General features: G+C 53.4%; 15 protein-coding genes and 5 pseudogenes. 10 read left to right on the top strand and 10 right to left on the bottom strand.

Going from position 1 to position 22,607, the window contains the following annotated elements:
• Window positions 1–326: 326 nt before the first annotated feature.
• Window positions 327–464, top strand: a pseudogene (locus ACM530_RS29455) (IS110 family transposase); the annotation flags it as partial.
• A 36-nt stretch (window positions 465–500) separates the two neighbouring features.
• Here ACM530_RS29455 and ACM530_RS29450 read toward each other — a convergent pair.
• The 4 genes and pseudogenes from ACM530_RS29450 to ACM530_RS29435 all read right to left on the bottom strand — a co-directional run.
• Window positions 501–1,625 carry a sensor histidine kinase gene (locus ACM530_RS29450; RefSeq protein WP_416363874.1) on the bottom strand — a complete coding sequence of 375 codons (1,125 nt, stop codon included), beginning with the start codon at window positions 1,623–1,625 and terminating at the stop codon, window positions 501–503.
• 228 nt (window positions 1,626–1,853) lie between these two features.
• Window positions 1,854–2,045 (bottom strand): annotated as a pseudogene (locus ACM530_RS29445) (peptidase S24); the annotation flags it as partial.
• Between the two features lie 137 nt (window positions 2,046–2,182).
• Window positions 2,183–2,650, bottom strand: a pseudogene (locus ACM530_RS29440) (DEAD/DEAH box helicase); the annotation flags it as partial.
• Between the two features lies 1 nt (window position 2,651).
• Window positions 2,652–2,921: pseudogene (locus tag ACM530_RS29435) on the bottom strand (LysR substrate-binding domain-containing protein); the annotation flags it as partial.
• Window positions 2,922–3,234: 313 nt separating this feature from the next.
• Between ACM530_RS29435 and ACM530_RS29430 the strand changes: the two are divergent.
• A complete protein-coding gene (locus tag ACM530_RS29430) occupies window positions 3,235–4,491 on the top strand; it encodes a hypothetical protein (RefSeq protein ID WP_416363873.1) in 1,257 nt (418 codons plus the stop codon).
• 734 nt (window positions 4,492–5,225) lie between these two features.
• Here ACM530_RS29430 and mobH read toward each other — a convergent pair.
• A complete protein-coding gene (gene mobH, locus ACM530_RS29425; RefSeq protein WP_416363872.1) occupies window positions 5,226–6,953 on the bottom strand; it encodes a MobH family relaxase in 1,728 nt (575 codons plus the stop codon).
• A 222-nt stretch (window positions 6,954–7,175) separates the two neighbouring features.
• Here mobH and ACM530_RS29420 point away from each other — a divergent pair, with 222 nt between their 5' ends.
• Window positions 7,176–7,373 (top strand): hypothetical protein, encoded by a 198-nt coding sequence (locus tag ACM530_RS29420; protein WP_007901093.1) that lies wholly within the window; start codon window positions 7,176–7,178, stop codon window positions 7,371–7,373.
• 130 nt (window positions 7,374–7,503) lie between these two features.
• Here ACM530_RS29420 and ACM530_RS29415 read toward each other — a convergent pair whose 3' ends face one another.
• Entirely contained in the window at window positions 7,504–8,451 is a 948-nt protein-coding gene (locus ACM530_RS29415) for an ArdC family protein (RefSeq protein WP_416363871.1), read from the bottom strand.
• A 131-nt stretch (window positions 8,452–8,582) separates the two neighbouring features.
• Window positions 8,583–8,912 carry a hypothetical protein gene (locus tag ACM530_RS29410; RefSeq protein ID WP_123532914.1) on the bottom strand — a complete coding sequence of 110 codons (330 nt, stop codon included), beginning with the start codon at window positions 8,910–8,912 and terminating at the stop codon, window positions 8,583–8,585.
• A gap of 721 nt (window positions 8,913–9,633) precedes the next feature.
• Here ACM530_RS29410 and ACM530_RS29405 point away from each other — a divergent pair.
• Entirely contained in the window at window positions 9,634–11,907 is a 2,274-nt protein-coding gene (locus tag ACM530_RS29405; protein ID WP_416363870.1) for a P-loop NTPase fold protein, read from the top strand.
• A gap of 48 nt (window positions 11,908–11,955) precedes the next feature.
• Window positions 11,956–13,106, top strand: a protein-coding gene (locus tag ACM530_RS29400; protein WP_104502081.1) for an IS3 family transposase whose coding sequence is annotated in 2 segments (ribosomal slippage) — window positions 11,956–12,190 and window positions 12,190–13,106 — 1,152 coding nt in all. Because the reading frame shifts where the segments join, the coding sequence is not laid out codon by codon here.
• A gap of 8 nt (window positions 13,107–13,114) precedes the next feature.
• Here the strand turns inward: ACM530_RS29400 and ACM530_RS29395 are convergent.
• The 3 genes and pseudogenes from ACM530_RS29395 to ACM530_RS29385 all read right to left on the bottom strand — a co-directional run.
• Window positions 13,115–13,774, bottom strand: a pseudogene (locus tag ACM530_RS29395) (ParA family protein); the annotation flags it as partial.
• 4 nt (window positions 13,775–13,778) lie between these two features.
• Complete coding sequence (locus ACM530_RS29390) at window positions 13,779–14,009, bottom strand: AlpA family phage regulatory protein (protein WP_161904306.1); 231 nt, start codon at window positions 14,007–14,009, stop codon at window positions 13,779–13,781.
• A gap of 115 nt (window positions 14,010–14,124) precedes the next feature.
• Window positions 14,125–14,874: a hypothetical protein gene (locus ACM530_RS29385; RefSeq protein ID WP_242200221.1), complete on the bottom strand. Its 750-nt coding sequence runs from the start codon at window positions 14,872–14,874 to the stop codon at window positions 14,125–14,127.
• Window positions 14,875–15,997: 1,123 nt separating this feature from the next.
• On the opposite strand from ACM530_RS29385, the gene ACM530_RS29380 reads away from it, so the two are divergent.
• Genes ACM530_RS29380 through ACM530_RS29360 form a run of 5 tightly spaced genes read left to right on the top strand, consistent with a single transcriptional unit; the run spans window position 15,998 to window position 22,593 of the window.
• Window positions 15,998–18,268 (top strand): TonB-dependent siderophore receptor, encoded by a 2,271-nt coding sequence (locus tag ACM530_RS29380; RefSeq protein WP_416363869.1) that lies wholly within the window; start codon window positions 15,998–16,000, stop codon window positions 18,266–18,268.
• A 5-nt stretch (window positions 18,269–18,273) separates the two neighbouring features.
• Complete coding sequence (locus tag ACM530_RS29375) at window positions 18,274–19,428, top strand: ABC transporter substrate-binding protein (RefSeq protein ID WP_242200219.1); 1,155 nt, start codon at window positions 18,274–18,276, stop codon at window positions 19,426–19,428.
• Window positions 19,428–20,495 (top strand): FecCD family ABC transporter permease, encoded by a 1,068-nt coding sequence (locus ACM530_RS29370; RefSeq protein ID WP_416363868.1) that lies wholly within the window; start codon window positions 19,428–19,430, stop codon window positions 20,493–20,495. The genes ACM530_RS29375 and ACM530_RS29370 overlap by 1 nt, the downstream gene beginning before the upstream one ends.
• Window positions 20,492–21,298: an ABC transporter ATP-binding protein gene (locus ACM530_RS29365; protein ID WP_416363867.1), complete on the top strand. Its 807-nt coding sequence runs from the start codon at window positions 20,492–20,494 to the stop codon at window positions 21,296–21,298. The genes ACM530_RS29370 and ACM530_RS29365 overlap by 4 nt, the downstream gene beginning before the upstream one ends.
• Window positions 21,295–22,593 carry an LLM class flavin-dependent oxidoreductase gene (locus ACM530_RS29360; RefSeq protein WP_416363866.1) on the top strand — a complete coding sequence of 433 codons (1,299 nt, stop codon included), beginning with the start codon at window positions 21,295–21,297 and terminating at the stop codon, window positions 22,591–22,593. Before ACM530_RS29365 ends, ACM530_RS29360 begins: the two co-directional genes overlap by 4 nt.
• Window positions 22,594–22,607: the final 14 nt, after the last annotated feature.

Genomic DNA, 22,607 nt, shown 5'->3' with positions numbered 1-22,607 from the left:
GTACCGTCCTGAGCGCCACCGTCTTGAGTGCCTGTGGGAATTGAAAGGAACAGCTTGAATGATACATGCACGGATGTTTGAAAATGCTGGAAAAATCTAGTCATAGATTTTTGCAGATTGCGCCGCGCTTTGTTGCGAAAGGACTTGAGAAAGGGTGTGGCTTGACGAAGCTAAATAAGCGAGGACCGGAAGGCTGCTGATAATCTAACTCTTAAGACGGTAACGAGACAGAAGCCCTACATGAGAACCCCGTCAAATGTAAACTTGTCGTCGTTCTCGCTTAATTTTGAAGGGAACCGCTCATGGACCTCTAGAGTTTACTCGGCCTGGATGTCGGAAAACTTACCTTTCATCTCATCGGTCACGACGCCAAGGGCAAGGAAGTGCTAGGTAAGAAATTCAACCGCACGTGCTCTCTTGAATTTGCTGCTCGACTAAAAACCTGCACGATGGTGATGGAGTCGTGAGGAGGCTCATCTCCTTCGGGCATCTTGGCTGAACTAGTTGCTCGGGAGCAAAACTGTGAATATTGTGCCTAGTTCATCCGTGGAAACCACCTCGATTTTTCCACCATGGGTTTTTACGATTTCCGCCGCAATGAACAGCCCTAATCCTAGTCCAGCAGAAGAACCTTTTTCCGCCGCCGCTTGACTGGAATAACGCGCTTGCTGAGTGAAAATATAGGGTATCGCACTAGGGGAAATTAGCTCCCCGGAATTTTGGACAGTGAAAATGGAGTACTGGTGGTCCTGTGACAGTGTTACCTTTACAGGCTGATCTGAATCTCCATGATAAATCGCATTGACGATCAGGTTAGTAAAGACCTGCTCCATACGTGATGGGTCGTACTTTCCATTAATTGCGTCATTTGTATTCAAGATGATCTGTGCGTGAGGAAATCCAGTGCGTAGCTCTTCTACAACAGAAGCGCACAAAGCACATAGATTGCACTCTTCAAAATTTACGGATAACCCAATTCCGCAATTAAATCGCGCTATATCGAGTAAATCACCTACCATTTTATTTGCACGACATACGCTTGCGCTAATCTGAGCTGCCAGCTTTGCCTCCCTGTGTGCTAGACTGTAATTCTTGCAAAGTAGGTCGCTAGCCATTAAGACAGCATTCAGTGGTGAGCGTAAATCGTGGGCCAAAACTCCTAGAACGTTTTTTCGCGCAGATTCGGCCGCCTGTCCGTAAGAAACAATCGACTCAACTATTGATTGGTCTGTAACCTCATTGAAGCGAATCATATCCTCGATATAATGATCGTCAATGAAATAAACGGTGGAAAACCACAATCCGAGTACACTGGATCGAAGAATCAAATGATGTAAGACCGTATGATCCATGGACAAACCGGCCGCATATCGACCCATCGCATGGACTTTTGCCGGAGAATCAGCATCACTCGAATGGTCACGACTATTGGGTTTTTTGATGTTCACATATTCCGTATTAGCTGTTTGCATATCTTTAGCAATCGTAGCCAGTATGCATGCAATTTGATTTCTAAGCTTTTGAGCGTCAATTGAAGTCATGGGGGATTTCACAGTTTGGGCGAAATCTTCCCATTTGGATAAAATCTGCTCAATGTTCTCAGTAATGAACTCGTGCAACCTCATCTTCACTCGCTCCTTGCGCTAAATTAATCAACTTCAGCCTGTCCTTAAAAATATCTTTACGTAGCGCTGTTCGCCTACCGAAATAGTGGCTTGTCGCCGCTATGTGATAAGATAGTCGGAAATTCATTCGAATGTCCAATAAGATAATAAATACCAGCAGAAAACTAGATTTTTCTAGCTTTATCATGCATGTGGGTCTGTGATACTGGAGGCTGTTCTGTTTTAATTACCTTGCATGCTGTCACCCAAGATCTTGGCCAAGTACCTGTGCGGTGCCCTAATGTCGAACAACTCATCCAGTGATATCAATTTCTCAAGATGATCTGACGTCGGCGAAAGAGAGCCCGCAGAGACTTTAGACGAATAGAGTGGTAGGGCTTTACCACCGCTGGGAATGGGACAAAGAAGAGTCACGCTCATTAACCTGGCCAAAAAACAACTGTATGGGTAAACAGTTAGTTGTGTACTTGACGCGGCGTCAAAGTGAGCCGACCGAATGCCTGTTGACTAAGTGCCAACGGTTGGAATGAAAAGGCCACCCATAGGTGGCCTTGAGGTCATACAGCAATTAATTGTCGAGCAAGGGCCATTTCCACTGAATCCCCATCTTGGTTCAACGAGTTGAGACCTGACTCCGGTACGTCTCCCGACGTGCTCTGAGATACTGCAATCTTCTTGGCCATCAGCCGCAAGCAGGTAACTTGCGAGCTTTCCGCATAGCCCAAAAAAACCACCCGCACCGGCTGCTTTTGCCCAATCCGCCATGACCGTCGAGCTGCCTGTTGCAAGGTGTACACGTTGTACCCCGTCTGCAGGAACGCAATGGTCGGAAAATCGAGCAAATCCAACCCGGTCTTGACCAGCTCCGGGTTAGTGATCAGTACGTCGACACCTCTGTCTACTTGGTCGAGGATCCAATCCTCGCGCCTGGCGGTATCCACTGACGCCCTCAGGACAGCTACTTTTAAACCAGATTGCTCCAGCAGTCGTTTCAGGCGAGAGGTGGTGTCTCGAGTGCCGCTGTATGAGCCTTCCGTCATTAACGTATTCAGTCGTCAGGAAGGTGGGCAGATAAGCGATGCCCAGTCCCAGCAGAGCGGCATCTCGAAGGGCTTCGCCGCTGCCGAGGCGCAGCCGACTATTCGGACTGACCTTTACCCACTCGCCCGTCGCCTCCTTCAACCTCCAGGGTTGGCGCTTCAAGCGACTGCTGAATATCAGGCATTGGTGGGTGAGAAATTCATCAGCTGTCTGGGCTGTTCTGACTATCCGAGGCTCAAGAGTACAACGTGGCATACGAGCGAAAAATAGTCTGAATGCACAGACTTGATTTACGTTTCGTGCGTAATCAGTACGTGGGACACCTAGCCTGCGACTTTCGTCGCTGAGCGCCTCCATGCACATGGTCACGTCGATCACTTTCTGCCAAAATATGTAATAATGGCTATACAGTGGCTCTTTGTATTTGCCGATAAAGATTGAACTGCTTAAATCGGTCGTTTGTAGATTTACGATTTCTATTTCCAAATCTAAGCCAAATTTGCTACTACCGCATTCGGCGAGACTTATTCGCATCTAGTTTGTGCGCTGTTTTTTAAAGGAAGGTTTCATGTTCCAGTGGCTTTTACAGTTTTCGCTTCCGTATTATTCGCTTGTGTTGACTGGCTCATACTCGCTGATGCAGAACTTTCAGGCTATGGGGTGGGCCAGCATATGGCAGGGGGCGACCATGGACTTCGGCATCATTAGTTCTGTGGCCGCGCTTTATCTACTTCATCTACCCGTTATCTGCTTACTTAATGTACTGGCTGCACGAGTATTGTCACGACGTCTGGCAATCATGATTATTCTGGTGTGGCTCATACCAGGATTGCTTTCGCTGTCGGGCCTGTACAACATTGTGGCGGTCGTTCCCGATACGTACGTCATTGGCTCTGGTGGATCGGATCAGTTAGGCAGTGTTCAGGGGGCTCTGGTCAATTCGATCCTTCTCTTGCTTGTTAGCTGGTCGATTTCGACTCTTTTCCTGCACGCAATGAGAGCCGGCAAGAAGAGCAAGAGTGCATTCGATCACCTCTGGTACATGCTCGGGTTGACTGCAGTGGTATTCTACGTGTCTGATGGCAGCCTCAAGAGCATGGCCGATAACGTAGCCCAGCATGAGAGGGATTTGTCAGCGGGCTTCTCGGTGCTGCAACCGCAATTCGCAAAAACTTCGGTGCGATGCCGCGAAGTGTCATTCGCTGCCAGTAACCCAGTACTTTGTAATTGGGTAATTGAAGCGCGTGCTTATATAGATCAACGAGCGCAGGACAATTGGGTTGGGCGCAAATATAATGATGCCCCCTCATCTTTGCACCTGTTCCAATTGCCACGTGATCAGGGTAAGGGCAGTCGACAAGTAATCGATGCTATTCGCGTTTACAATCAGAACTATTGTAGGGGTAGTAATAAGGATCCAGATTGCCAGCGCATTCCTGTCGAGTTAAATCAGCATCCGGACTTGCTTAAGGGAGAGGTAGATATTTTCGATCAATATCTCTTGTCAGTTGAAGGTGTATTGCCCTACATTAACTATCACTGGAATGCCGAAGTCAAAGCTAGAGATAGGTACGAGAGCCAAAAGGCCGTGATAAATGAGCGATGGGCATACCTTGCGTTGCTATTCCCGCTATTTATCGGAATTAAAATTTCGCACTCTAGTCGCGAGTTATTTGGGGGGATTGAGGCCTCTGTAGTGCGCAAAATATTCAAGGCCCAGGCTCGGAATCCTTGGAGGGTGTTGATCGTCATCGTTAGTAAAATGATGGATATAGGCGGAAGTGTGGCCAGAGGATTAGAGCGCATTATCACGCGACGGGGCTAAAATCGCCTTTATAAACACTGACCATCAAGTGTTTTTGCAGGGAGGGCAGTTCATATTTTCCGCTGAGCTATGAGACTGATGCACATCGGTGTCGGACGCCTCGCCTGCACCTAACTTCAATCTTTGTTGCACAGGAACGAGGTATGTCGCGAGTAGGCTGCGTGCACTTGTGAGCTATCCATCCCTCTCATTTTTGGAGCAGCGTGACTGAGGGCATAGGCACCTGCACAGGTCGCATTGATTCATTGATATCTACAAAATAAGTTACGATTAAGCGCTTTACGACGGTCGCGGCTCATAGCCGGTTACCTACAGCCTGAATGCGACTAACTAGGCCGGGGTCGACAAGCTTGCCTAGCCCTAGTCGACCTGCACCACACGGGACGGATGTTCGGAACTCGTGGCTTTCGGCGACTCAACTCGGATTTTTCCCATTCACATCACATCACATCACATCACGTGATGTGATGTGATGTGATGTGATGTGAGGTGAATGGGGAGGCGCCTCCATCCTGTCTAGGAAGCTACACGATTCTCTCAATTCCCTGGTGTGGCTCTTGAGGGGAGGGGGATGCCAAAATTTTTTGGAGGAGTTCTCTGAAGGGTTCGCTATGCGGGGTACAGTGTTACAAGACATTCGTCTGTCTTAATTGATTGGTCTAATTTTTCTTTTAAATTTCTGTAGTGCGCTTGGCTAACTAGTTGTCCCATGCAATACTGTCAGGCAGATATAGCTACTGGCTGGCATCAAGTGTTAGGGCGGGATTATCTGGCGGAGGGTTTTTTATAAGAGACGCCGACTCGATGATAAGGTAGCCCTTCAAGTAAGTTTTTTTTCTGGGGCCTTGTACCTTGCAGGTCCAGATGTTTAGGCCGTTATCTCGCTTTTTGTGGACCTTCAGTTTCTCGAACTGTTTCTGTACCCATCTCCATTCTTCAATCTCTTGACAGGCGCCCAGAGAGACATCAGGAAACTCCTGAACATAACGTTGGAAGAGACCAGGTGTTACTAGAAACACAGTACCGCCTACCGTGTGGATTTTAGCCTTGCTCTCATTGATGATTAGCTTGTGACTTAGGATGCCTTCCTTGACCCAATTCAGAAATGCTTTCCCAGGATTATCCAAAAGAGGATTTGAGGTTTCGAGAGCACTTGCGGACGGTTCATCGCTGGCCTCAGGCTTCTCTAACTCGAACATATCCAGCAACGTGCCGAGGTAGTCAGCGTCGTCCGTAGCTATGGGATCTGGCTGCGATTGGTTTTGACGCGATCCGACACTGACTGTCTTGGGTGCTGGTGGTATTACCGAAGCGTCAGTCGGGTAGTCATGGACTGCAATGTTCACCGTTCCGCCGAAAGTCTCAGGCCGGTTTTCGCTCCCCCAGATCAGCGTCGGTTGAAGGCGTAGAAAGGTGAAGGTCTGCTGCCAGTTTCCCTGCGCCACGAGCGCAGTCCAAATCGCTTTACCTTCTTGAGTCGACTCGACCAGTCCATGCGATTGCAGTTCGTCGAACACGGCGATGTTGGATGAAGGAATACCTTCAATCGATTGCGATAGCAGATAGGCTCGCAGCTTGTCCGTGACCGTCTTGCTGACCAGCCACAGTGCGTCTTCAGTCAACCAACCCGCGGCACCCGGCTGGTTGAGTTTCAGTTCGTGTTGAACCAGATGACGCAGTCCGCTGATCAAGTGATGTTGCAGCGAATGAATCGGCGCTTGCAGCGCCTTGGTCGGGTTGCCACCGATGTTCTGTGCGGTGGAGACTCGGTCAGCTTGAATCACCAATTCGCCCAGCACGCCGGCACGTTCGTACTGACCGGACAGGACATACAGCAAGCTGGCCCACAGTGGCGGAAATCCACTGAGCCAATCGAGGATGGGACGATCGAGAATTTGCGTGTAGAGCAAACCTGCTGCGGCGCCGTGCAAGTGATAATCGCGCCCTTTGAGGTAGCGAAAACGGTAGGGCTGATCCAGGGAGCCCTGCCAAGGATGCCAGACACGGCCATCCTGGCGTTCGACCAGCAGGTCCACGGCGATCTTGCCAATGTCATGCAGCAGCGCGCCATAGGCAATGCCGGCGGACCAGGCATCGGTCTGGGCGGCTTGGTCTTCGGGCGCGGCGCCGGTGGGTAGTAAATAGGATTGGCGCAGCTTCAAACTGCAAGCGACCAGCTCCAGGCCATGGTCGAGCATGCCGCCAAGATAAGCATGGTGGTGCGTCTCGCTGGCTGGGAGTTGCTGGACAAATTCGGCGAAGCGATGGATCGGATTTAAGTAGAGCTGGCTGAATTGCGGATGGGAGAGGGCGGTGTACTGCCAGATGCGATCAAGCAACTGACGGCGGTGCTCCGCCGCTAACAAGCTGTGGGCCGACTCAACGGGTAGGTAACCTTCGGCGACGTTGACGGTCGGTGGCGGAGGTGGCTTCTGCTTTTTGTGGCGAAACAGACTGAGCATCTTGACCCCCGGGAGGTGGCTGGGTCCGTGGCCTTTTAGCCTTTTCGGATAGGGCTCTTACCCTTGAGTCCCCATTCCCTTCCAACCCTTACCTGTCCTTTTGGCTCGTGTCCCTTTGTGCGGCAATCGGGATATTGATTTTGCTAGACATCGTTTTGTTGGGGGCTGGTACGGCAAAGACAAGAGTCGGTACACTGCGGTGCCTATTTTTTGGGTCTTGCCATGAATCTCACTGACGCCACGCTCGTGCTGCTGCTCGCGGCACGTATCCATGGGACCGACGAAGCCGTCAGGGCCTCGGCGAAAAGCGTGGTCAAGAAGTTACCGCGCAGTAAGCGTGATCTGATCTACAAGGTAATCGATAGCCGAAGTCCGCTCGAGCTGGTGGATTTTCTGGCGCAGAACCTGGATGCGGAATGACAGGCTGCGGGTGTGTGCCATCCCTGACTCTTTGCATCAGAGCCCCGCGGCATGGGGATTTTTCTGGGTGCAGAAAAAGGGCCCAACTCGCGTTGGGCCCTGTGATGCGATTGCAGCGGTGAGTTAACGATCAAACTCCATCATTCATGCATCGTGAGTCATCCATTACCATCTGCTCCAGGTTGAGTACATACTCCGAGGCGCTTCGGGCCTGACCACTGGCGCGAAAGATCGCGCGTTTGTCTGCCTTGAGCAGGCCGAGCCAGGAGTCGATGTAGCCCTCGTGGCGCAGCTCCCCCTGTATACCGGCGTAGGCACATAAAAAAGCAGCGCCCATCTCGGCGATCAACTCCTCAAATGCATAGTCGGGCGAGCCGAACGGACAGGCTGACGTCATGCCTTCGCGCTGCAACCGAGCGTGATGCCCGGTCCAGTGCGTCAGCTCATGCAGTGCCGTGGCGTAGTACCCGCCTTCATCGTGAAATTGTGCTTTTGTCGGCAGTTGGATGAGATCCCTGATCGGGTGGTAAAAGGCTTCGTCGGCAGGCCGATGAACGATGCGTGCACCTGAACTTAACAGCAGATTTTCCGCGGCGCTGTTGGGCTGGAAGGGATCACTCTGTTCTGTCTCGAGCAGGGTGTCATTGAGCATTTCGAGCCCTTCCGTTTGCTCGATGTTGAACAGAAAATGCGTCCTGAGAATGCCGAAGTGAGCCACCTTGGGTTGACCGCTTTCATCGAGTACGGGTTGGCCTGACTCGGTTTGTTCCTTGCGCTCCATCGGCTTGTAGAGCACCGCTAGAGTGCTGTGCTCACCCTTACGAATGTGCCCACCCGCTTTTTTGGCTTGATTGAAGGTCAGCCAACGATCTTGAGTGAACCCCTGCAACCTGGCCTCGGCCCAGAGCAGCGGTAAATTGATGCCCGAATACGGACGTCGCGTGATGGCGTTGACCGGGTAGGGTTGATGACCGATGTGAGCGGAGCCACTTGAGGACCAGGGTTTGATCCAGGGTGCAACGCCTTGGTCTAACGCAGTAACGATCTTGTCAGTTACGTCTTGGTAGATATCGCGCATGGCAATTTCCTCGAGAGAAAAACCGAGGAACGCCGTGCCCGTCGGGGAGGGTTCCCCGGTTGGGTGATGGGCTGGATTGATGCAGGTCTTGCATGCCGTTCGAATGTGGAGTTGAACACCGCCAATTGCGCTTAGCGCTGGTGTTCTCCTGCAAGCGCTATCAGCAAGGCGCTAGGCTGACCCGGTTCTTGGAGTAAGCTCAGACTCAATTGCAGCAACGGGTCGTGGTCTAAGTGATCGGTTGGTTCAACCCGGACAACCTCGAACATCACATAGGGCTCGTGTGGAGAGGCCAGGTGGGCTTCGAAGGCTGCGCGCAATACGTGGCTCAACCGATCGACCTGCAGCTTCTCAGCGTGATCGGATTGCTCGAGCAGTACTGCGCGTTGCCACGCGCCAGGGGTGAACACGATGGGCAACCGAAGGGTGTTCAGTGTTTCCGGTGTCAGTGAGTCGGGCATGGTATGTCTCCGTTGAAAACGCGAAGAAACCTGTCCTGTGCGGGGAAAGATTTCCCCGCAGTGGGTTGAAGAAAATCAAGAGGGCTTATCTCACGAGCAGCGCTCGAAAGGCGCTCAGGAGAGCAGTAGGCGTTCATCACCGTAGCAACGGTCACCGTGCGAGCCTCCGAACGCTAATCGCACTTGGGGAGAGCCATCACCGAAATGACGTAGCCTTGAAGGTTCTGGCTACCTGGGAAAGTGCTGTCGATAACAGCGATCCGTACCTTGTATTTAGTGAAGCTATGTGCGTGGGTCAACTACTAAAAAGACGCGGGCTTGGGAAGTTAGCCTACTGACGTCCAGAGCGGTTTTTCGGCTCAATGAACTGATCAATGGTCAAGTGTGTAGTTGAATTATCTTCAATAGAAGATTGCACGAGGCACCTATTCGAGTGACAGGACGGCGCGGCGGCACTCGTACATTTTTCGAATGGCGCCCTCCATTTTTTCTGTTTTCACAGCAATTGGTTGTGTAGACACTAAGGTCACTGGACACTTGCCCACCCTCTGACGTTATCCTTGTCTTACGCATTCCTGAGTTATGAAATAGTCGATGCTGTCTTGCTCCTTGGGGGAGAGGGCGCTCAATAGGCCACCGAGCAGCTCGAGGTACCAATGGTGAGGCAACTGCGCGTGCGTGCGTATCCTTAAGGAAGAGACACAATTTTAGAGAGAGAACCATGGGAACGTCCGCTGCCCGCAACGCTGAAGTACCTGCTTTGATTATCGACTTGGATCAGAGTGACAGAAATAGTCCTGTCCCCGCTACGGGGCTCGTCCAGTGGCATAAATACGACGAGCTAAGGCAGCAGGTTAAGGAACACCTGGACACCTTCGCCTCAACTTCCCTCGACCGGTCACATCCTGCAGGCAGTGGATGGGTATATTTCGTGGATGGCACTCGCGGCGCGGGAAAGTCGACCTTCTTGAATTCGGTAGAAAGTGGCTTGAAGGAAGACTTGGTCATTAATGGTGACCTCTTCTTCGTTGCCAGGATCGACCCTAGCCGTATCGAACGCAGCGAGATCATCCTACTCGTCATATTGCAGCGGCTAAGCAAACAGGTCGAAAAAGTTCTGGGGCGTAAGCGTTGCATTGCGCAGGAGCAGCTCAGTGATCAATGGCGGCACGCGTTCAAGCGTGTCGCAGGTGGCTTGTCTCTTTTTGCCCGAGAGCATCATCCACTGAACGATCTAGACGCTGATCTTTTCCTGGATTGGGGGCTTGAGCGAGCGGGTGACAGCGCAAACCTGCGATCCAATTTGCATGACCTATTCGCCATCGCGTGTAAGGCGTTAGAGGTCCATGCGATTATGATCGCATTCGACGATGCAGATACAGATGCAACCCATGCCATTAATTTGTTGGAGTGCATCCGCAAGTATCTGGACACTCCCCAAATCATGGTTTTGGTTACTGGCGATATGGAGCTTTACTCCCTGTTGGTCCGCCAACATTTCGCTGAAAACCTTACGCAGAAGCGAGGTGTTGAGAGAACCGGTGACCGGAGCTTTTTCGACCGAGATAGGAGCTCACAGTACCTTCGAATGATCGATCATTTGGAGGAGCAGTTCCTTCTTAAGCTTTTCCCCATGCACCGACGGTTGCAATTATTGCCTATGTGGAACCTGCTCCAACAGGCGGCAGAACGTGGCAGTTGCTATCGGGTGACTTGCAAGGCTTGGGGTAACACTACCCGAGAAGTCCAGCAACTTGTTGATGAGCTGGTGTCCCGGGGACTGAGGGTTAAGGCATCTTCGGATATCGGACTGTATCGTGACTTCCTTCTTAAGCAGCCCCTGCGATCCGTACTGCAGGTGCTAGCTTACTGCGCTCCCCATCTTGCAGCAGGTGATGCATTGGAAGGGGATCGCTTTGGCTGGTCACGAGAACTGACAGAATCTTTGGCCCGCGGTCTAAGGGCATTAGCACTCACCAATTTATACAAATTTGATGTCGATACGGATGCGATAGCCGCTCGAGAACTGCCTGCGCTTGCTGAGGCGGTTTTTCAGCTCTCGCTGCTTGATGGTGATATAGACACAGCCGCTTACCTGCGCCCCATGTCTGCGCAGCAAGAAATCAGAAGTTGTTTTGTGGCGCTTGCCGCAGAGGTGCCCAACTTTGCCATGGGCAGACCAGGCCTGTTCATTCGTTATCTCTTTACAGGGCCAGGTAGCGTGACGTTGTACGACCTGGTTCGCAAGCGTCATTCGAGCATTTCCGAGAACGCGACAGAATTACTGCTAGGGCAGTTTAAACGGTTCATGGGCGTGGGGCGCAAAGAAACAGCGTTGGATTGGGCCAGGCACGCAACGGCGGTGATCGCGACACCTTATGCGGGCAGCCGGGATGTGCGCATTGGTGTTATCGGGTTAAAGAGGGGGAAGCCTGGCGCAGGGTTTAAGTTGGCGAAAGCGGCGTTCAAGGAAGCGTCTACTAGTGGTTTTCCTGTCTTAGAGCTAGCGCTGGTTGACGTCTCAGGAACGCACATTTTTACCTACGCATCCATCTTCAATATCCTCGGGCTAGTCGAGAGACTTCTCGAATTAGATTCCCCTACCTTAGATGACATAAAGTTTTCATTGGCAAAGGTCTACCCAAGTTTAAGTCTCTCTTCACCTGTCTGGGAGTCTGGTGGCAGTACTGATGAGGCCTCAGAATCTGGGCAGGATGCCCTTGATCCGAACACCGAAAGCACAGTAACCGATTTGCTGACTACGTTAGCGGAGGCTATTGGCGCGTGGCTAGCTGAGGTGAAACTGCTTGGGTCGAAAATCTCTCCGTCAGGTGTCTTTGTGGGGAAAGTCTGGACGCGCCTGTTCTTCAGCCTTGAAAAGGCTTCTGATGAGTTGAGAAGCAAGGCCAGCGTGGCAGAAATGATGGAGATATTCGCACTTTGCGTAATCAATGCCCTTTTGGTCGAAGAGGCCGGCCATCTGAATCGCCCCTAGTTTCGTAGACACCTCCAAGCCTTAAAATGAGGCCCATTAGGAGGTGCCATGAGCAACCAGCGTTATCCCGAAGAATTCAAAATCCAGGCGGTCAAGCAAGTGACCGAAAAGCAGCTTCCTGTCTCGGAGGTGGCTGCACGATTGGGTGTGTCTGTGCACAGCCTCTATGCCTGGGTTAAGCGCTACACCAAGCCTCAGGAACAGCGCGTTGAGGAGGATGATCAGAGCGCTGAGGTTCGTCGTCTACGTGCCGAGCTGAAACGGGTGACGGAGGAGCGAGACATCTTAAAAAAGGCCGCCGCGTACTTTGCCAAGGAGTGCGGCTGAAGTACGCCTTTATTAAGCAGCAAGCGGGTCATTACGCGATTCGACGGCTTTGCCTGACGCTCAAGGTTCATCCCAGCGGCTACTACGCGTGGCTATCAGAACCAAAATCTGCGCGAGCCAAGGACGATCAGCGACTGCTTGGATTGATCAAACACTCCTGGCTGGAAAGCGGTGGCGTTTATGGCTATCGAAAGATCCATGATGACCTGCGAGAGGTTGGTGAGAGCTGTGGCCGTCACCGGGTGGCTAGGTTGATGCGCCTTGAAGGTTTACGTTCTCAGACTGGGTATCGACGGAGGCCTGGAAAATACGGCGGTAAGCCAGCCGTTGCCTCACCGAACTTACTGAAGCGCCAATTCGATGTCAGAGAACCCAACAAAGTTTGGGTCACAGACATTACCTACATCCGAACATATGAAGGCTGGCTGTATTTGGCCGTGGTGCTCGATCTGTTTTCACGCCAGATCATTGGTTGGTCAATGAAGTCGCAGATGACCAGCGACGTAGCCATTGATGCACTGCTGATGGCGGTTTGGAGACGTAAGCCGAAGCAAGAGGTGATGATCCACTCGGATCAAGGCAGTCAGTACAGCAGCTCAGACTGGCGAAGCTTCTTGAAAGCTAACAACCTGGTAGCCAGCATGAGTCGTCGAGGTAATTGCCACGACAACGCTGTGGCGGAGAGCTTTTTCCAGTTGCTGAAGCGGGAACGGATCAAGCGTAAAATCTACACTACACGCCAGGATGCTCGAGATGATGTGTTCGATTACATCGAGATGTTTTACAACCCAAAACGACGCCACAGTTTCAACAATCAGCTGTCACCGGTAGAGTTTGAAAAGCGTTACGCAGCGAGCCTTGAGAGTGTCTAGAAAACCCGGGGCGATTCAGTTTCTAGAACTAATATGTTGGTCGCCCCAGCGAAAGTCTCACGCAGACCACGGATGATCATCCGTGTGTCCACCCGGATGCTATTTACCTGATTCAGCAGCAGTCGCAGCGGTGGGGGTGTAATGCCCAGGTGACGGAATGGTTCGAGCTCACTGAACAGTTTCAAGGTGCCGCGGCGCAGTTCGCGGGCGGCGAGCATTTCCGGTGTAATGGGGGAGAGGGCGATATCGCAGGCGAGGATGGCCATCTCCAGCAGCACGCTACGCGCGCCTTGAGTGTCGATCAAAAGCAGGTCGTAACGGGGGCGGAAATCATCGAGCAAATTGCGCAGCCGTAATCGCCCGTCAGGGGCGTGCAGTAGTAATGTATTCAACTGGCCCTGAGCGTCGTTGGAGACGATCATGTCGAGCCCTGTAATCACCGTCTTGGAAATAATCTGTGCAGGAGTTGTCAGGTTGAATGCAATGAGCTCGTACGCACCAGCAACAGCTTTCTGGCTCAAAGCGTAATAGCTGGAGAGGGTGGGTTGGCTATCCAGATCGAGCAGCAGGACGCGTAGGCCAGCATCCGCCAGCAAACCGCCGAGATTGGCCGCCACCGTGGTTTTGCCTACACCACCGTTGGTGGAAATCACCGATACCACACGCATGGCATCAGGCCCTATGACCTAAACGCTCAACGACCCACCGCTCGATCTCCACTGAGTCCCAGCCAACAGCGCGCAACCCAATACGCTTAGCCTGAGGGAACTTCCCTTCTTTCATCAAGTTGTAGATGTGCGCCCGTTTGAAACCGGTTTTTCGTTCGACTTCTTCGCGCCGCATGATGTGGCGTTCGATCTGTGGTTGAGGTGTTTCAACTGTGGATGAGGATTGGCTGGACATGCTGGTCACTCCTGGCGCAGATTGGTGCGTGGTGGCAAGTGACCTGAATTGAATAGCAGAAATAGGGGAAAGTCATTGCACTGCAATCGTTGGGATTGCAGTGCAATATTTCAGTCTATCTATTCCGGTTAAGGCTGCGATTGGCAGCGGCGAATTTTTCATCCAACGTTCGTTTGCTGAGGCCTGGCTTATCCTTATAGCGTGCGATAATGGCATCGACGATCGCTGCTTGATTTTTGAATAAGGAGAGGGGCTTTCCGGCGGGCGAATGATCTAAGAAAAGGCTCACCAACGCTCCGATGATGTTGTGATAGGTCAACTCGCTACGCTCGCTGAGTTGCCCGTTTGTTTCGGCCAAAGCTTTGAGCCCATCTCTTTCAAATCCAATTGACTCGAGATCTGCCAAGACTTCTTGAAGGTGACGCTGCTGTACTGTCAACTCCCTCGATAACTCATCTCGATCTGCTTTCAATGATAGAAAAGTTCCGAGACTGACCTTAGCAGGTGCGTCCTCACCGGACTCGAATAAAAATACAGGCTTATGGTCCGGGTAATGAGTCTCCATCCAACGACGTAAGTCTGAATGGCGGATGGTTAGCTGGAAGGGCTCTACATAGCTTCCCAAAGGAACAGAAATACCGAGGCAGCCATAAGGCAGATCCCCGTTCCGCACCGCGTCATAAATTTTTTCGGTAGTTGCGCAAAGGCCAGGCCATTGAGGAAACAGAGCCGCGAGTTCTTCTGGGCGTGACCAAGCAGCTTGCATAATCTGTGTTTCATAATGGATTAAATTGCACCAGCGCAACGCCGCATCTATGGGGCGATAAAAGACCTTAGCTTGTGGGTTGAAAACATAAGCGGACATGTTCGGACGCACCTCCATTTAAACTGGATAGGCCTCCCGTGGAATATCTGTTCATCAACCCAACTTACAGCAGCGGCTGATTTACTCAACTTTGTCACTCGGTGAGGTCATTCCATTTGACTGAAATTCAACATGATAATCATGCATGCTTGTTTAATGTGCCATCACTCGGTGGGACGAAAAGTTTTCGCCATCGATTTACGATTTACGATCTGCGACTCTAGATATTTAGAATTGATGCGGCTGCGATTGAGGTGCAGTGGTATTGAATATTTGGAAAAATGGTTTTTGCGCTAGAAGTAAGCAGTAGTGAGCCAGATGTCAATGAGGCAGCAAAACTACTGGGCTATGACTACGTCAGATTGGTAAGGGGGATTGGGAGGAGGAGAGCTGCATGGGCTTACAACCTGATCATTTAATGGCATCCCCTATACTAGGGTCGGTTCAGCCTCGAAAACGTGCCATCAAGCATGTGACATCTGCATCTTTCCGAACGTTTACGGCCCGAGTATCAAGTCGCTTGTCTTTCGAAAGCTGTAATTTAACCTTGTACGCATGTCACGGAAAACACGCGCGAAGCAGAAATTCAGCATTAAAGTATTACTTGAAATTAAGCGGCGTATTGTTTGTGATTGGTCTCGATAGTCCGTCCGCATCCGGATGCTCCTACTTCAACAAAAGCGTGCGTCGTCCGACAGCGAGGCGCACAGGTTGAGAGTTCGTGGGGGGGGGCTTACCTTCGCCGTTCATGGCCAGTTATACCTTCTGGAGCAGTCGTTGATCATTCATTAAAGGTTGGCCCGGGCACGCCACGCGGGGGGACGCATCACCAGTTCATGCTTGGCGTGGATCACTGCATGATGTTGAGCTTTTGGCCAACGCGTATACGACATGATGCCTTTTTCCTTATGCGGAAATTGTGGCTTTTGGGGAATTTTCGCAGCGTTGCGACGGCGCGGCAACACCCTCGTTGCACGGGTTCATACAAGTGGCGCCCGGTAATTGAGCTGAAGTGATTACATAGGCACGCAAGGCACAAATGATGTTACTTCTCATTTGAATTGACTGTCAGTCAGTCAGTGAATAGAATTTGCCTCCCAGTCCGCTTGACGCCGTGTAAAAAATGAACAACTGGCCGCTGATTCATCCCTCTCCAAGCTCGAAACCCAACCACTTTCGCCGCACCGCTCAGCAGTGCGCGGTGATCGCCTCTGCGCTAACCCTGTGCGCTTATCAAATGGCTCACGCTGATGACCTTGCGCAGCGCACGACCGAGAATGATCCAATCCCACCCGTTGCAGGTGTGCTCACCTTGCCGGCCACCAGTGTCACTGGGGTGAGCACGAAGGGAGGGGAGTCTGGTCTCGTACATGGCTATGTTGCGGAGCAATCCGGGCTGGGCACCAAGACCGACACTTCGATCCTGGAAATTCCTCAATCCGTGTCGGTAGTCACGCGCGAACAGATGGATACCCAGCAAATAAAAACCACCAGTCAGGCGTTGCGCTATACGGCAGGCGCCAATAGCGAAAAATACGGGGCCTTCGGAGATCAGCTCGACTTCACAAAAATCCGCGGCGTCGAAGCCGATTACTATTTGGACGGGTTGCGCTTAATCAGTAACCCTGGCAGTTGGTCGCCCCAGGTCGATCCCTACACACTGGAGCGTGTCGAAGTATTGCGAGGACCGTCGTCCTATCTTTATGGACAATCAACCGGCGGAGGCATAGTCAACCAGGTAACTCGCAAGCCCCAAGAGGTGGAGTCGCATGAGGTCACGACACAATTTGGCAGCTTCGATCGTACGTTTCTTGGCGTGGATTCAACCGGTCCAATCGACAGTGACAGGACGCTGCTCTATCGCTTTACCGCGACAGGGTTGAAGGCGAATGACCAGATCGAAGATGTACGCCACAAGCGGCTCTATCTCGCGCCTTCGCTGACGTGGCAGCCGACGGAGCAAACCTCTTGGACTGTCCAGCTTGTTCACTCTCGGGAGCCCGAAATACCGAACTACAACTCTTTGCCGGCTAACCTGCTTGGGCTGAATAAAAGTCCCTATCCATCAATAGATCGGGACAGGAACTACCGGGATATGTCGTTTGATGACTCGTCCCGCGAACAATATTACATCAGCTCCAACTTCACCCACTCGTTCGACAATGACTGGAAGGTGACGAGCACTATGCGCTACATGCATATCGCCTCGGATTTGCAAAGAAGCGTTGTCTACGGGTATTCGGTGGTCAACGGGAAGCCACTGCTAAAAAACACTTATGAGATTTCCCCTTCCAGTTCCAATACGTTCTCGATGGACAACTATGTCAGTGGCAGCCTCCAGCTAGGGCCTACTAAGCACGACGTTATCGTGGGTGCCGATTTTGCCTCGGGCACTGTAAGCAGTGCCCTCTATAGCAGTGGCCCTTATCTTGTTGACCCCTACGGCTCGGACTATCGCCCGCATGTCAAACCAGACTTCACGGCAAGCCGCGCAGCACCTTGGTCCGAGAAGCAGGAGTTCGATCGCTTGGGCCTCTATGTACAGGATCAGATTTCTTATGACCGATGGCGTCTGACGTTGGGCACACGCTACGATAAATCCGAAACAGACGACGTGACGCGAAGTTATTCCCCTACTTCGGTCTCCACCAGGATGAACAACGGGAAGTGGTCGGGGCGTACAGGCCTGAGTTTCCAGTTTGACAACGGCATTTCTCCCTATGTGAGCTATGCCACGTCTTTTAATCCGTTGATAGGCAGCGGTTACAACGGGAGTGCTTTCGTCCCGACTGAAACGACACAATCGGAGATAGGCATCAAGTTTCACTCCGCCGACTCCAGAACATTGCTGACGGCCGCCATTTACAATCTGGAACAGACCAACGTCAAAACCGCCGATGCGGCCCATCTGGGGTTCAATACCCAGGCGGGCAAGGTGCGCAGCCGTGGTGTCGATCTTTCAGCCACTGCCGAGCTGGTCGAAAATCTTAATCTGCTTGCCAGTTACAGCTACCTGGATAACGCCTTGGTCCAGGATACGACCTACCAAGGCAACAGCCTGACACAAACCCCCCGACACAGCGCTGCCCTGTGGCTTGATTACCTCATAGGGCGCGGATCTTTGTCCGGCCTGAAAATCGGAGCAGGCTCGCGTTACCTGGGCGCGTCGTACGGCGATCCAGCTAACACGTTCAAAGTTCCGGCGGTCACGCTTTTTGACCTGGCGTTGAACTATGAGCTTGGTTCAATTGCGCCTTCGCTTGAAGGCGCTTCGCTGGCGCTCAATGTCAGCAACCTGACTAACAAGGAATACGTCGCAAGTTGTACCTCGGCCATGTATTGCTTTGTCGGGCAGGATCGTACGGCCACCACTTCTCTCACTTACCGTTGGTGAGCCAAATGGGCGATGTTCTGTATTCAAGGCGCCGTGTTCTGGGGCGCCTGATGGCGGCTGGAATGTTGATCAGCCTTTCTCGAAGTCTCACCGCTGCGCCCGCACGTGTGTCATTCAAGGATGTTGCTGACCGTAATGTACACATAGATCGACCTGTGAGGCGGGTGCTGCTGGGGGACGGCACGCTGGCTTACGTCTTGGCGGTGCTGCTTCCGGACCGGCCATTTGCTGACGTTGTGGGTTGGGGCGAGAACTTCAAGGCTGCGGACCTGGATGGCTATCGGGCATATCTGCGGAAGTTTCCCGAGATGGGCCGCATTCCATCGTTTCCAGCCGCGACGCTCGACTCCATTGGTAGCGAATTAGCGATTTCGTTGGCGCCGGACGTGGTGATCATGAACCTCAGTTCAAAGGCCGCCGCCGAGTCGTCGGGCCTGATGGCACGGTTGACGCAGGTGGGCATTCCGATCGTGTTCGTGGATTTTCGCACCCGGATGTTTGATAACACCTTGCGAAGCCTGCAGATCCTCGGCGCACTGCTTGGGCGAGCCGAGCGTGCCAGCGAATTTCTGCGTTTTCGCCAAGAGCAGATCGAACGTGTCACGTTGCCATTGGAAAACGTTCAAGCACGGCCTCGTGTCATGGTCGAGCGCGCTGCAGGTCTGTATGACGACTGCTGCCTGACGTACGGCGAAGGCAATTTCGGTGAGCTTGTCACAGTCGCCGGAGGTGACAACCTCGGCTCTCACTTCCTGCGCAGTACGTTCGGTACCTTGCATCCCGAGCAGGTTATCGCCAGCGACCCGGATGTCATCCTGGTGACCGGCGCAAATTGGTCGCTTTATTCACCTGCGGGAGACTGGGTCAACCTCGGGCCCGGCGCCGACCCCGCGCAAGGGCTCGCGCGTTTGCGACGGTTGATGCGTCGGCCGGCTTATCGCTCACTGTCGGCGGTGAGGGCGGGAAGGGTCCACGCTATCTGGCATCCCTTCTATGACAATCCGTACTACTTTGTCGCATTGCAGCGGATAGCAAAGTGGCTTCATCCCGAACTCTTCGCATCGCTGGATCCGGACGCGACGTTTCGCGAGTTCCACGCGCGTTTTCTTCCGGTTCCTTATCAACCCGGTTATTGGCTGAGCCTGGATGGAGCATCATGATGACGAAGCCAGCCATCGGCACACAGGCCGAACTCACCCGTGGGCGGAGCCTATACAGCCGCCTTGCGAAACGCCGCTTGAGCATGATCGTCGGCATTAGCCTGCTTATCCTTGTGTTTTTCACGATCGACCTTTCCATCGGCCCGGCGCATTACAGGTTGATGGAGCTGCTGTCCGTCTTGATGCAAGACGCGTCGTCGAGCCAGGTGAGCGTGATACTTTGGGACATTCGACTACCCGTGGCGCTATCGGCTCTGGTCGTCGGTGCGAGTCTGTCGATTGCGGGTTTGCAAATGCAGACAGTGCTCGGTAACCCGCTGGCGAGCCCGTTCACCTTGGGCTTGTCGGCCGCGGCGAGCTTTGGCGCCGCACTCGGTCTGATATTGGGTGTAAGCGTTCTGCCTGCTTCGGCTGTCGCCTACGCCATCCCCGTCAATGCGTTCCTCGTTTCGATGGCAGCGGCGTTGTTCATTCATCGCCTGAGTCGCAAACGCGGTATCACCACCGAAATGATCATATTGCTGGGCACGACCCTGGTCTTTACGTTCTCGGCGCTGCTGGAGGCGCTGCAGTACATCGGCCCCGACCAGGCACTGTCTGCTGTCGTGTTCTGGACAATGGGCAGTCTTTCGCGTGCTACGTGGCCCAAGCTCGGCATCATGAGCGTCATTCTCGTGATCGTATCGTTTACGTTCGCCCGCCAGTCCTGGGCATTGACGGCATTACAACTTGGAGAGGCCCGGGCGACGGCTTTGGGGATTCCCGTAGCGCGCCTGCGCTTACGCGGCATTCTGCTCAGCAGTCTGCTCGCCTCTATCTGCGTCTCTTTTGTGGGCACCATCGGGTTCGTCGGTTTGGTGGGGCCGCATATTGCCCGAATGCTGGTAGGCGAGGACCAGCGCTTTCTCCTTCCGGCCTCTGCGCTATGTGGGGCATGCATGCTGTCGGCGGCCTCGGTACTGAGTAAATCGCTGGTCGCGGGGCAAACCCTGCCGATTGGAATAGTGACATCCCTGGTGGGCGTGCCCTTATTTTTTGCGTTGATTTTGCGAGTGAAGACGCGATGACCGCACTGCTCAACATAGCGGACGTGTCGGTAGCCTTCGACGGCCATACGGTATTGCAGAACGTCAGCTTCGGGCCGATGGCGGCGGGTAGCATCACGGCGCTGCTGGGTTCGAACGCTGCGGGTAAGTCCACGCTGCTGCGCCGGATTGCGGGCGAGCTGGGTGGCGCAGGCACTGTGACTGTGGCAGGGCAGGCTGTCGAGACCTGGTCTATTCATCATCGCAACCGCCCCGCACACGTCCCCCAGGATATTTCCATGGGCTCCTCGCTGCGAGTGTTTGAAGCAGTGCTGCTTGCGAGCAAGCAGGGCAGCGGCTGGGGCGTTGATGGCAATGAGTTGGATGCGGTCACCCGTATGCTCCAGACGCTGGAGATCAACGCGCTCGCCGACCGCGAGTTGGCCGCCTTGAGCGGCGGCCAACGGCAACTCGTGTCGATCGCCCAGGCAATGATCCGCGCCCCCAGTGTCCTGTTACTGGATGAGCCCACGAGCGCATTGGATTTGCAAAACCAGTTCGATGTGCTCGACTTATTGCGTCGGTTGGCGCGCGCACGCTCGATGTGCGTCGTCATGGCCATTCACGACATCAATCACGCATTGCGTTTCGCGGACCACGTGGTGGTCCTTCATCAAGGGCAGGTGCATGCCACCGGCCGGCCCCTTGATGTCCTGACACCGGCCTTGCTGGAAAAAGTCTACGGCGTGCGAGCGCGCCTCGAATACTGCTCGCAAGGGGCTCCATTCCTGATTGTGGATCGGTCTTTGCGAGCACGGATCTCCATGACGAGTACTCTGCAATGACCCCACAACTCAAGAAGCTCATCCTGTTGGCCATGCCCAGCATTCATGCCGGCGCCTGGCGCTATCCGGGTGCGATACCCGATTTTCACAGACGCTTCGAGCACATGAAGTGGTTCGCCAAAACCCTTGAGAAGGGTCGGTTTGATGGGCTCTTTTTGCCTGACTCACTTGCGGTTCGCGCAGGTTCCGTCGACACGCTCATGCGCAGTTCTAGCGTGGTTACGCTTGATCCATTGACGCTGCTTCCGGCGTTGGCGGCAGTGACGCGGCACCTCGGGTTGATCGCAACCGCCAGTACGACCTATAACGAACCATACATGCTCGCACGCCGCCTGGCCTCACTGGATGTCATCAGTGCCGGCCGGGCCGGGTGGAATCTAGTCACGTCGAGTAATCCGAACGAGGCCGCCAACTTCGGCGTGCAGTCGCACCTGGAGCATGGCGCACGGTACGACCGCGCCCGAGAGTTCTCGCAGGTGATGGAGGGGCTGTGGGAAAGCTGGGAGGCGGATGCGTTCTGCATGGATGCAGCCAGTGGCGTCTACTTTGATCCCGCCAAGCTGCATACGCCTAATCACCAAGGCCCTCACTTCGCAGTGAAAGGCCCGCTCAACGTAGCGCGGCCGGTTCAGGGGCGTCCCGTGATAGTACAAGCCGGTGCATCCGAAGCGGGGCGGCAGATTGCGGCAGAGACGGCCGAAGTCATTTTTACGTATCAGACCGATCTTGCATCGGCCCAGGTTTTTTATGCCGACATGCGCTCACGAGCTGTGGCCGCAGGCCGCACGGATGCGGTGAAAATCGTTCCCGCAGTCCTTGTCGTATTAGGCGACACCCTTGAGCAGGCGCAACGCAAAAGATCGAGGCTGGATGAGCTGGTGGATGATCAAAGTTGCCTCGCGACGCTCTCCATTGCGTTGGGGCACGACATTTCTGCCTACGATCCGGCAGGCCCGCTGCCTGAAATACCCGAGAGCAATGCGAGCAAGAGCGGCCGTGATCGTGTGGTGCGGCTTGCAGCGCGCGAAAACTTGAGCATCCTTGCGTTGGCGAGGCGGGTCTGCGGTTACCAGGGGCTGGAAATGGTTGGAACCGCCGAAATGATCGTTGACCAGATGGCGCTGTGGCTGCAGCAGGAAGCCGCCGACGGCTTCAACGTCATGTTCTCCCATCTACCGGGAGGCGTGAGCGAGTTCGTGGCACAGGTCGTTCCACTCTTGCAGAAGCGCGGTCTACTCAGAAAGCGTTATGAAGGGCGTTGTTTCCGGGAAAACCTTGGCCTGGTCAAGCGGTAGCCGGACTTTTCTTT

This window comes from Pseudomonas sp. NFX183, assembly GCF_047943075.1.
Lineage (GTDB): Bacteria > Pseudomonadota > Gammaproteobacteria > Pseudomonadales > Pseudomonadaceae > Aquipseudomonas.
This window is presented reverse-complemented; position numbering and strand designations above follow the sequence as displayed.

Excerpts from the sequence above, each read along its gene's own strand:
- ACM530_RS29410 (WP_123532914.1), bottom strand. The coding sequence starts at position 8,912 with ATGCCCGACTCACTGACACCGGAAACACTGAACACCCTTCGGTTGCCC.
- ACM530_RS29375 (WP_242200219.1), top strand. The coding sequence starts at position 18,274 with ATGGGCGATGTTCTGTATTCAAGGCGCCGTGTTCTGGGGCGCCTGATG.
- ACM530_RS29420 (WP_007901093.1), top strand. The coding sequence starts at position 7,176 with ATGAATCTCACTGACGCCACGCTCGTGCTGCTGCTCGCGGCACGTATC.
- ACM530_RS29380 (WP_416363869.1), top strand. The coding sequence starts at position 15,998 with ATGAACAACTGGCCGCTGATTCATCCCTCTCCAAGCTCGAAACCCAAC.
- ACM530_RS29365 (WP_416363867.1), top strand. The coding sequence starts at position 20,492 with ATGACCGCACTGCTCAACATAGCGGACGTGTCGGTAGCCTTCGACGGC.
- mobH (WP_416363872.1), bottom strand. The coding sequence starts at position 6,953 with ATGCTCAGTCTGTTTCGCCACAAAAAGCAGAAGCCACCTCCGCCACCG.
- ACM530_RS29405 (WP_416363870.1), top strand. The coding sequence starts at position 9,634 with ATGGGAACGTCCGCTGCCCGCAACGCTGAAGTACCTGCTTTGATTATC.
- ACM530_RS29370 (WP_416363868.1), top strand. The coding sequence starts at position 19,428 with ATGACGAAGCCAGCCATCGGCACACAGGCCGAACTCACCCGTGGGCGG.
- ACM530_RS29450 (WP_416363874.1), bottom strand. The coding sequence starts at position 1,625 with ATGAGGTTGCACGAGTTCATTACTGAGAACATTGAGCAGATTTTATCC.
- ACM530_RS29385 (WP_242200221.1), bottom strand. The coding sequence starts at position 14,874 with ATGTCCGCTTATGTTTTCAACCCACAAGCTAAGGTCTTTTATCGCCCC.
- ACM530_RS29430 (WP_416363873.1), top strand. The coding sequence starts at position 3,235 with ATGTTCCAGTGGCTTTTACAGTTTTCGCTTCCGTATTATTCGCTTGTG.
- ACM530_RS29360 (WP_416363866.1), top strand. The coding sequence starts at position 21,295 with ATGACCCCACAACTCAAGAAGCTCATCCTGTTGGCCATGCCCAGCATT.
- ACM530_RS29415 (WP_416363871.1), bottom strand. The coding sequence starts at position 8,451 with ATGCGCGATATCTACCAAGACGTAACTGACAAGATCGTTACTGCGTTA.
- ACM530_RS29390 (WP_161904306.1), bottom strand. The coding sequence starts at position 14,009 with ATGTCCAGCCAATCCTCATCCACAGTTGAAACACCTCAACCACAGATC.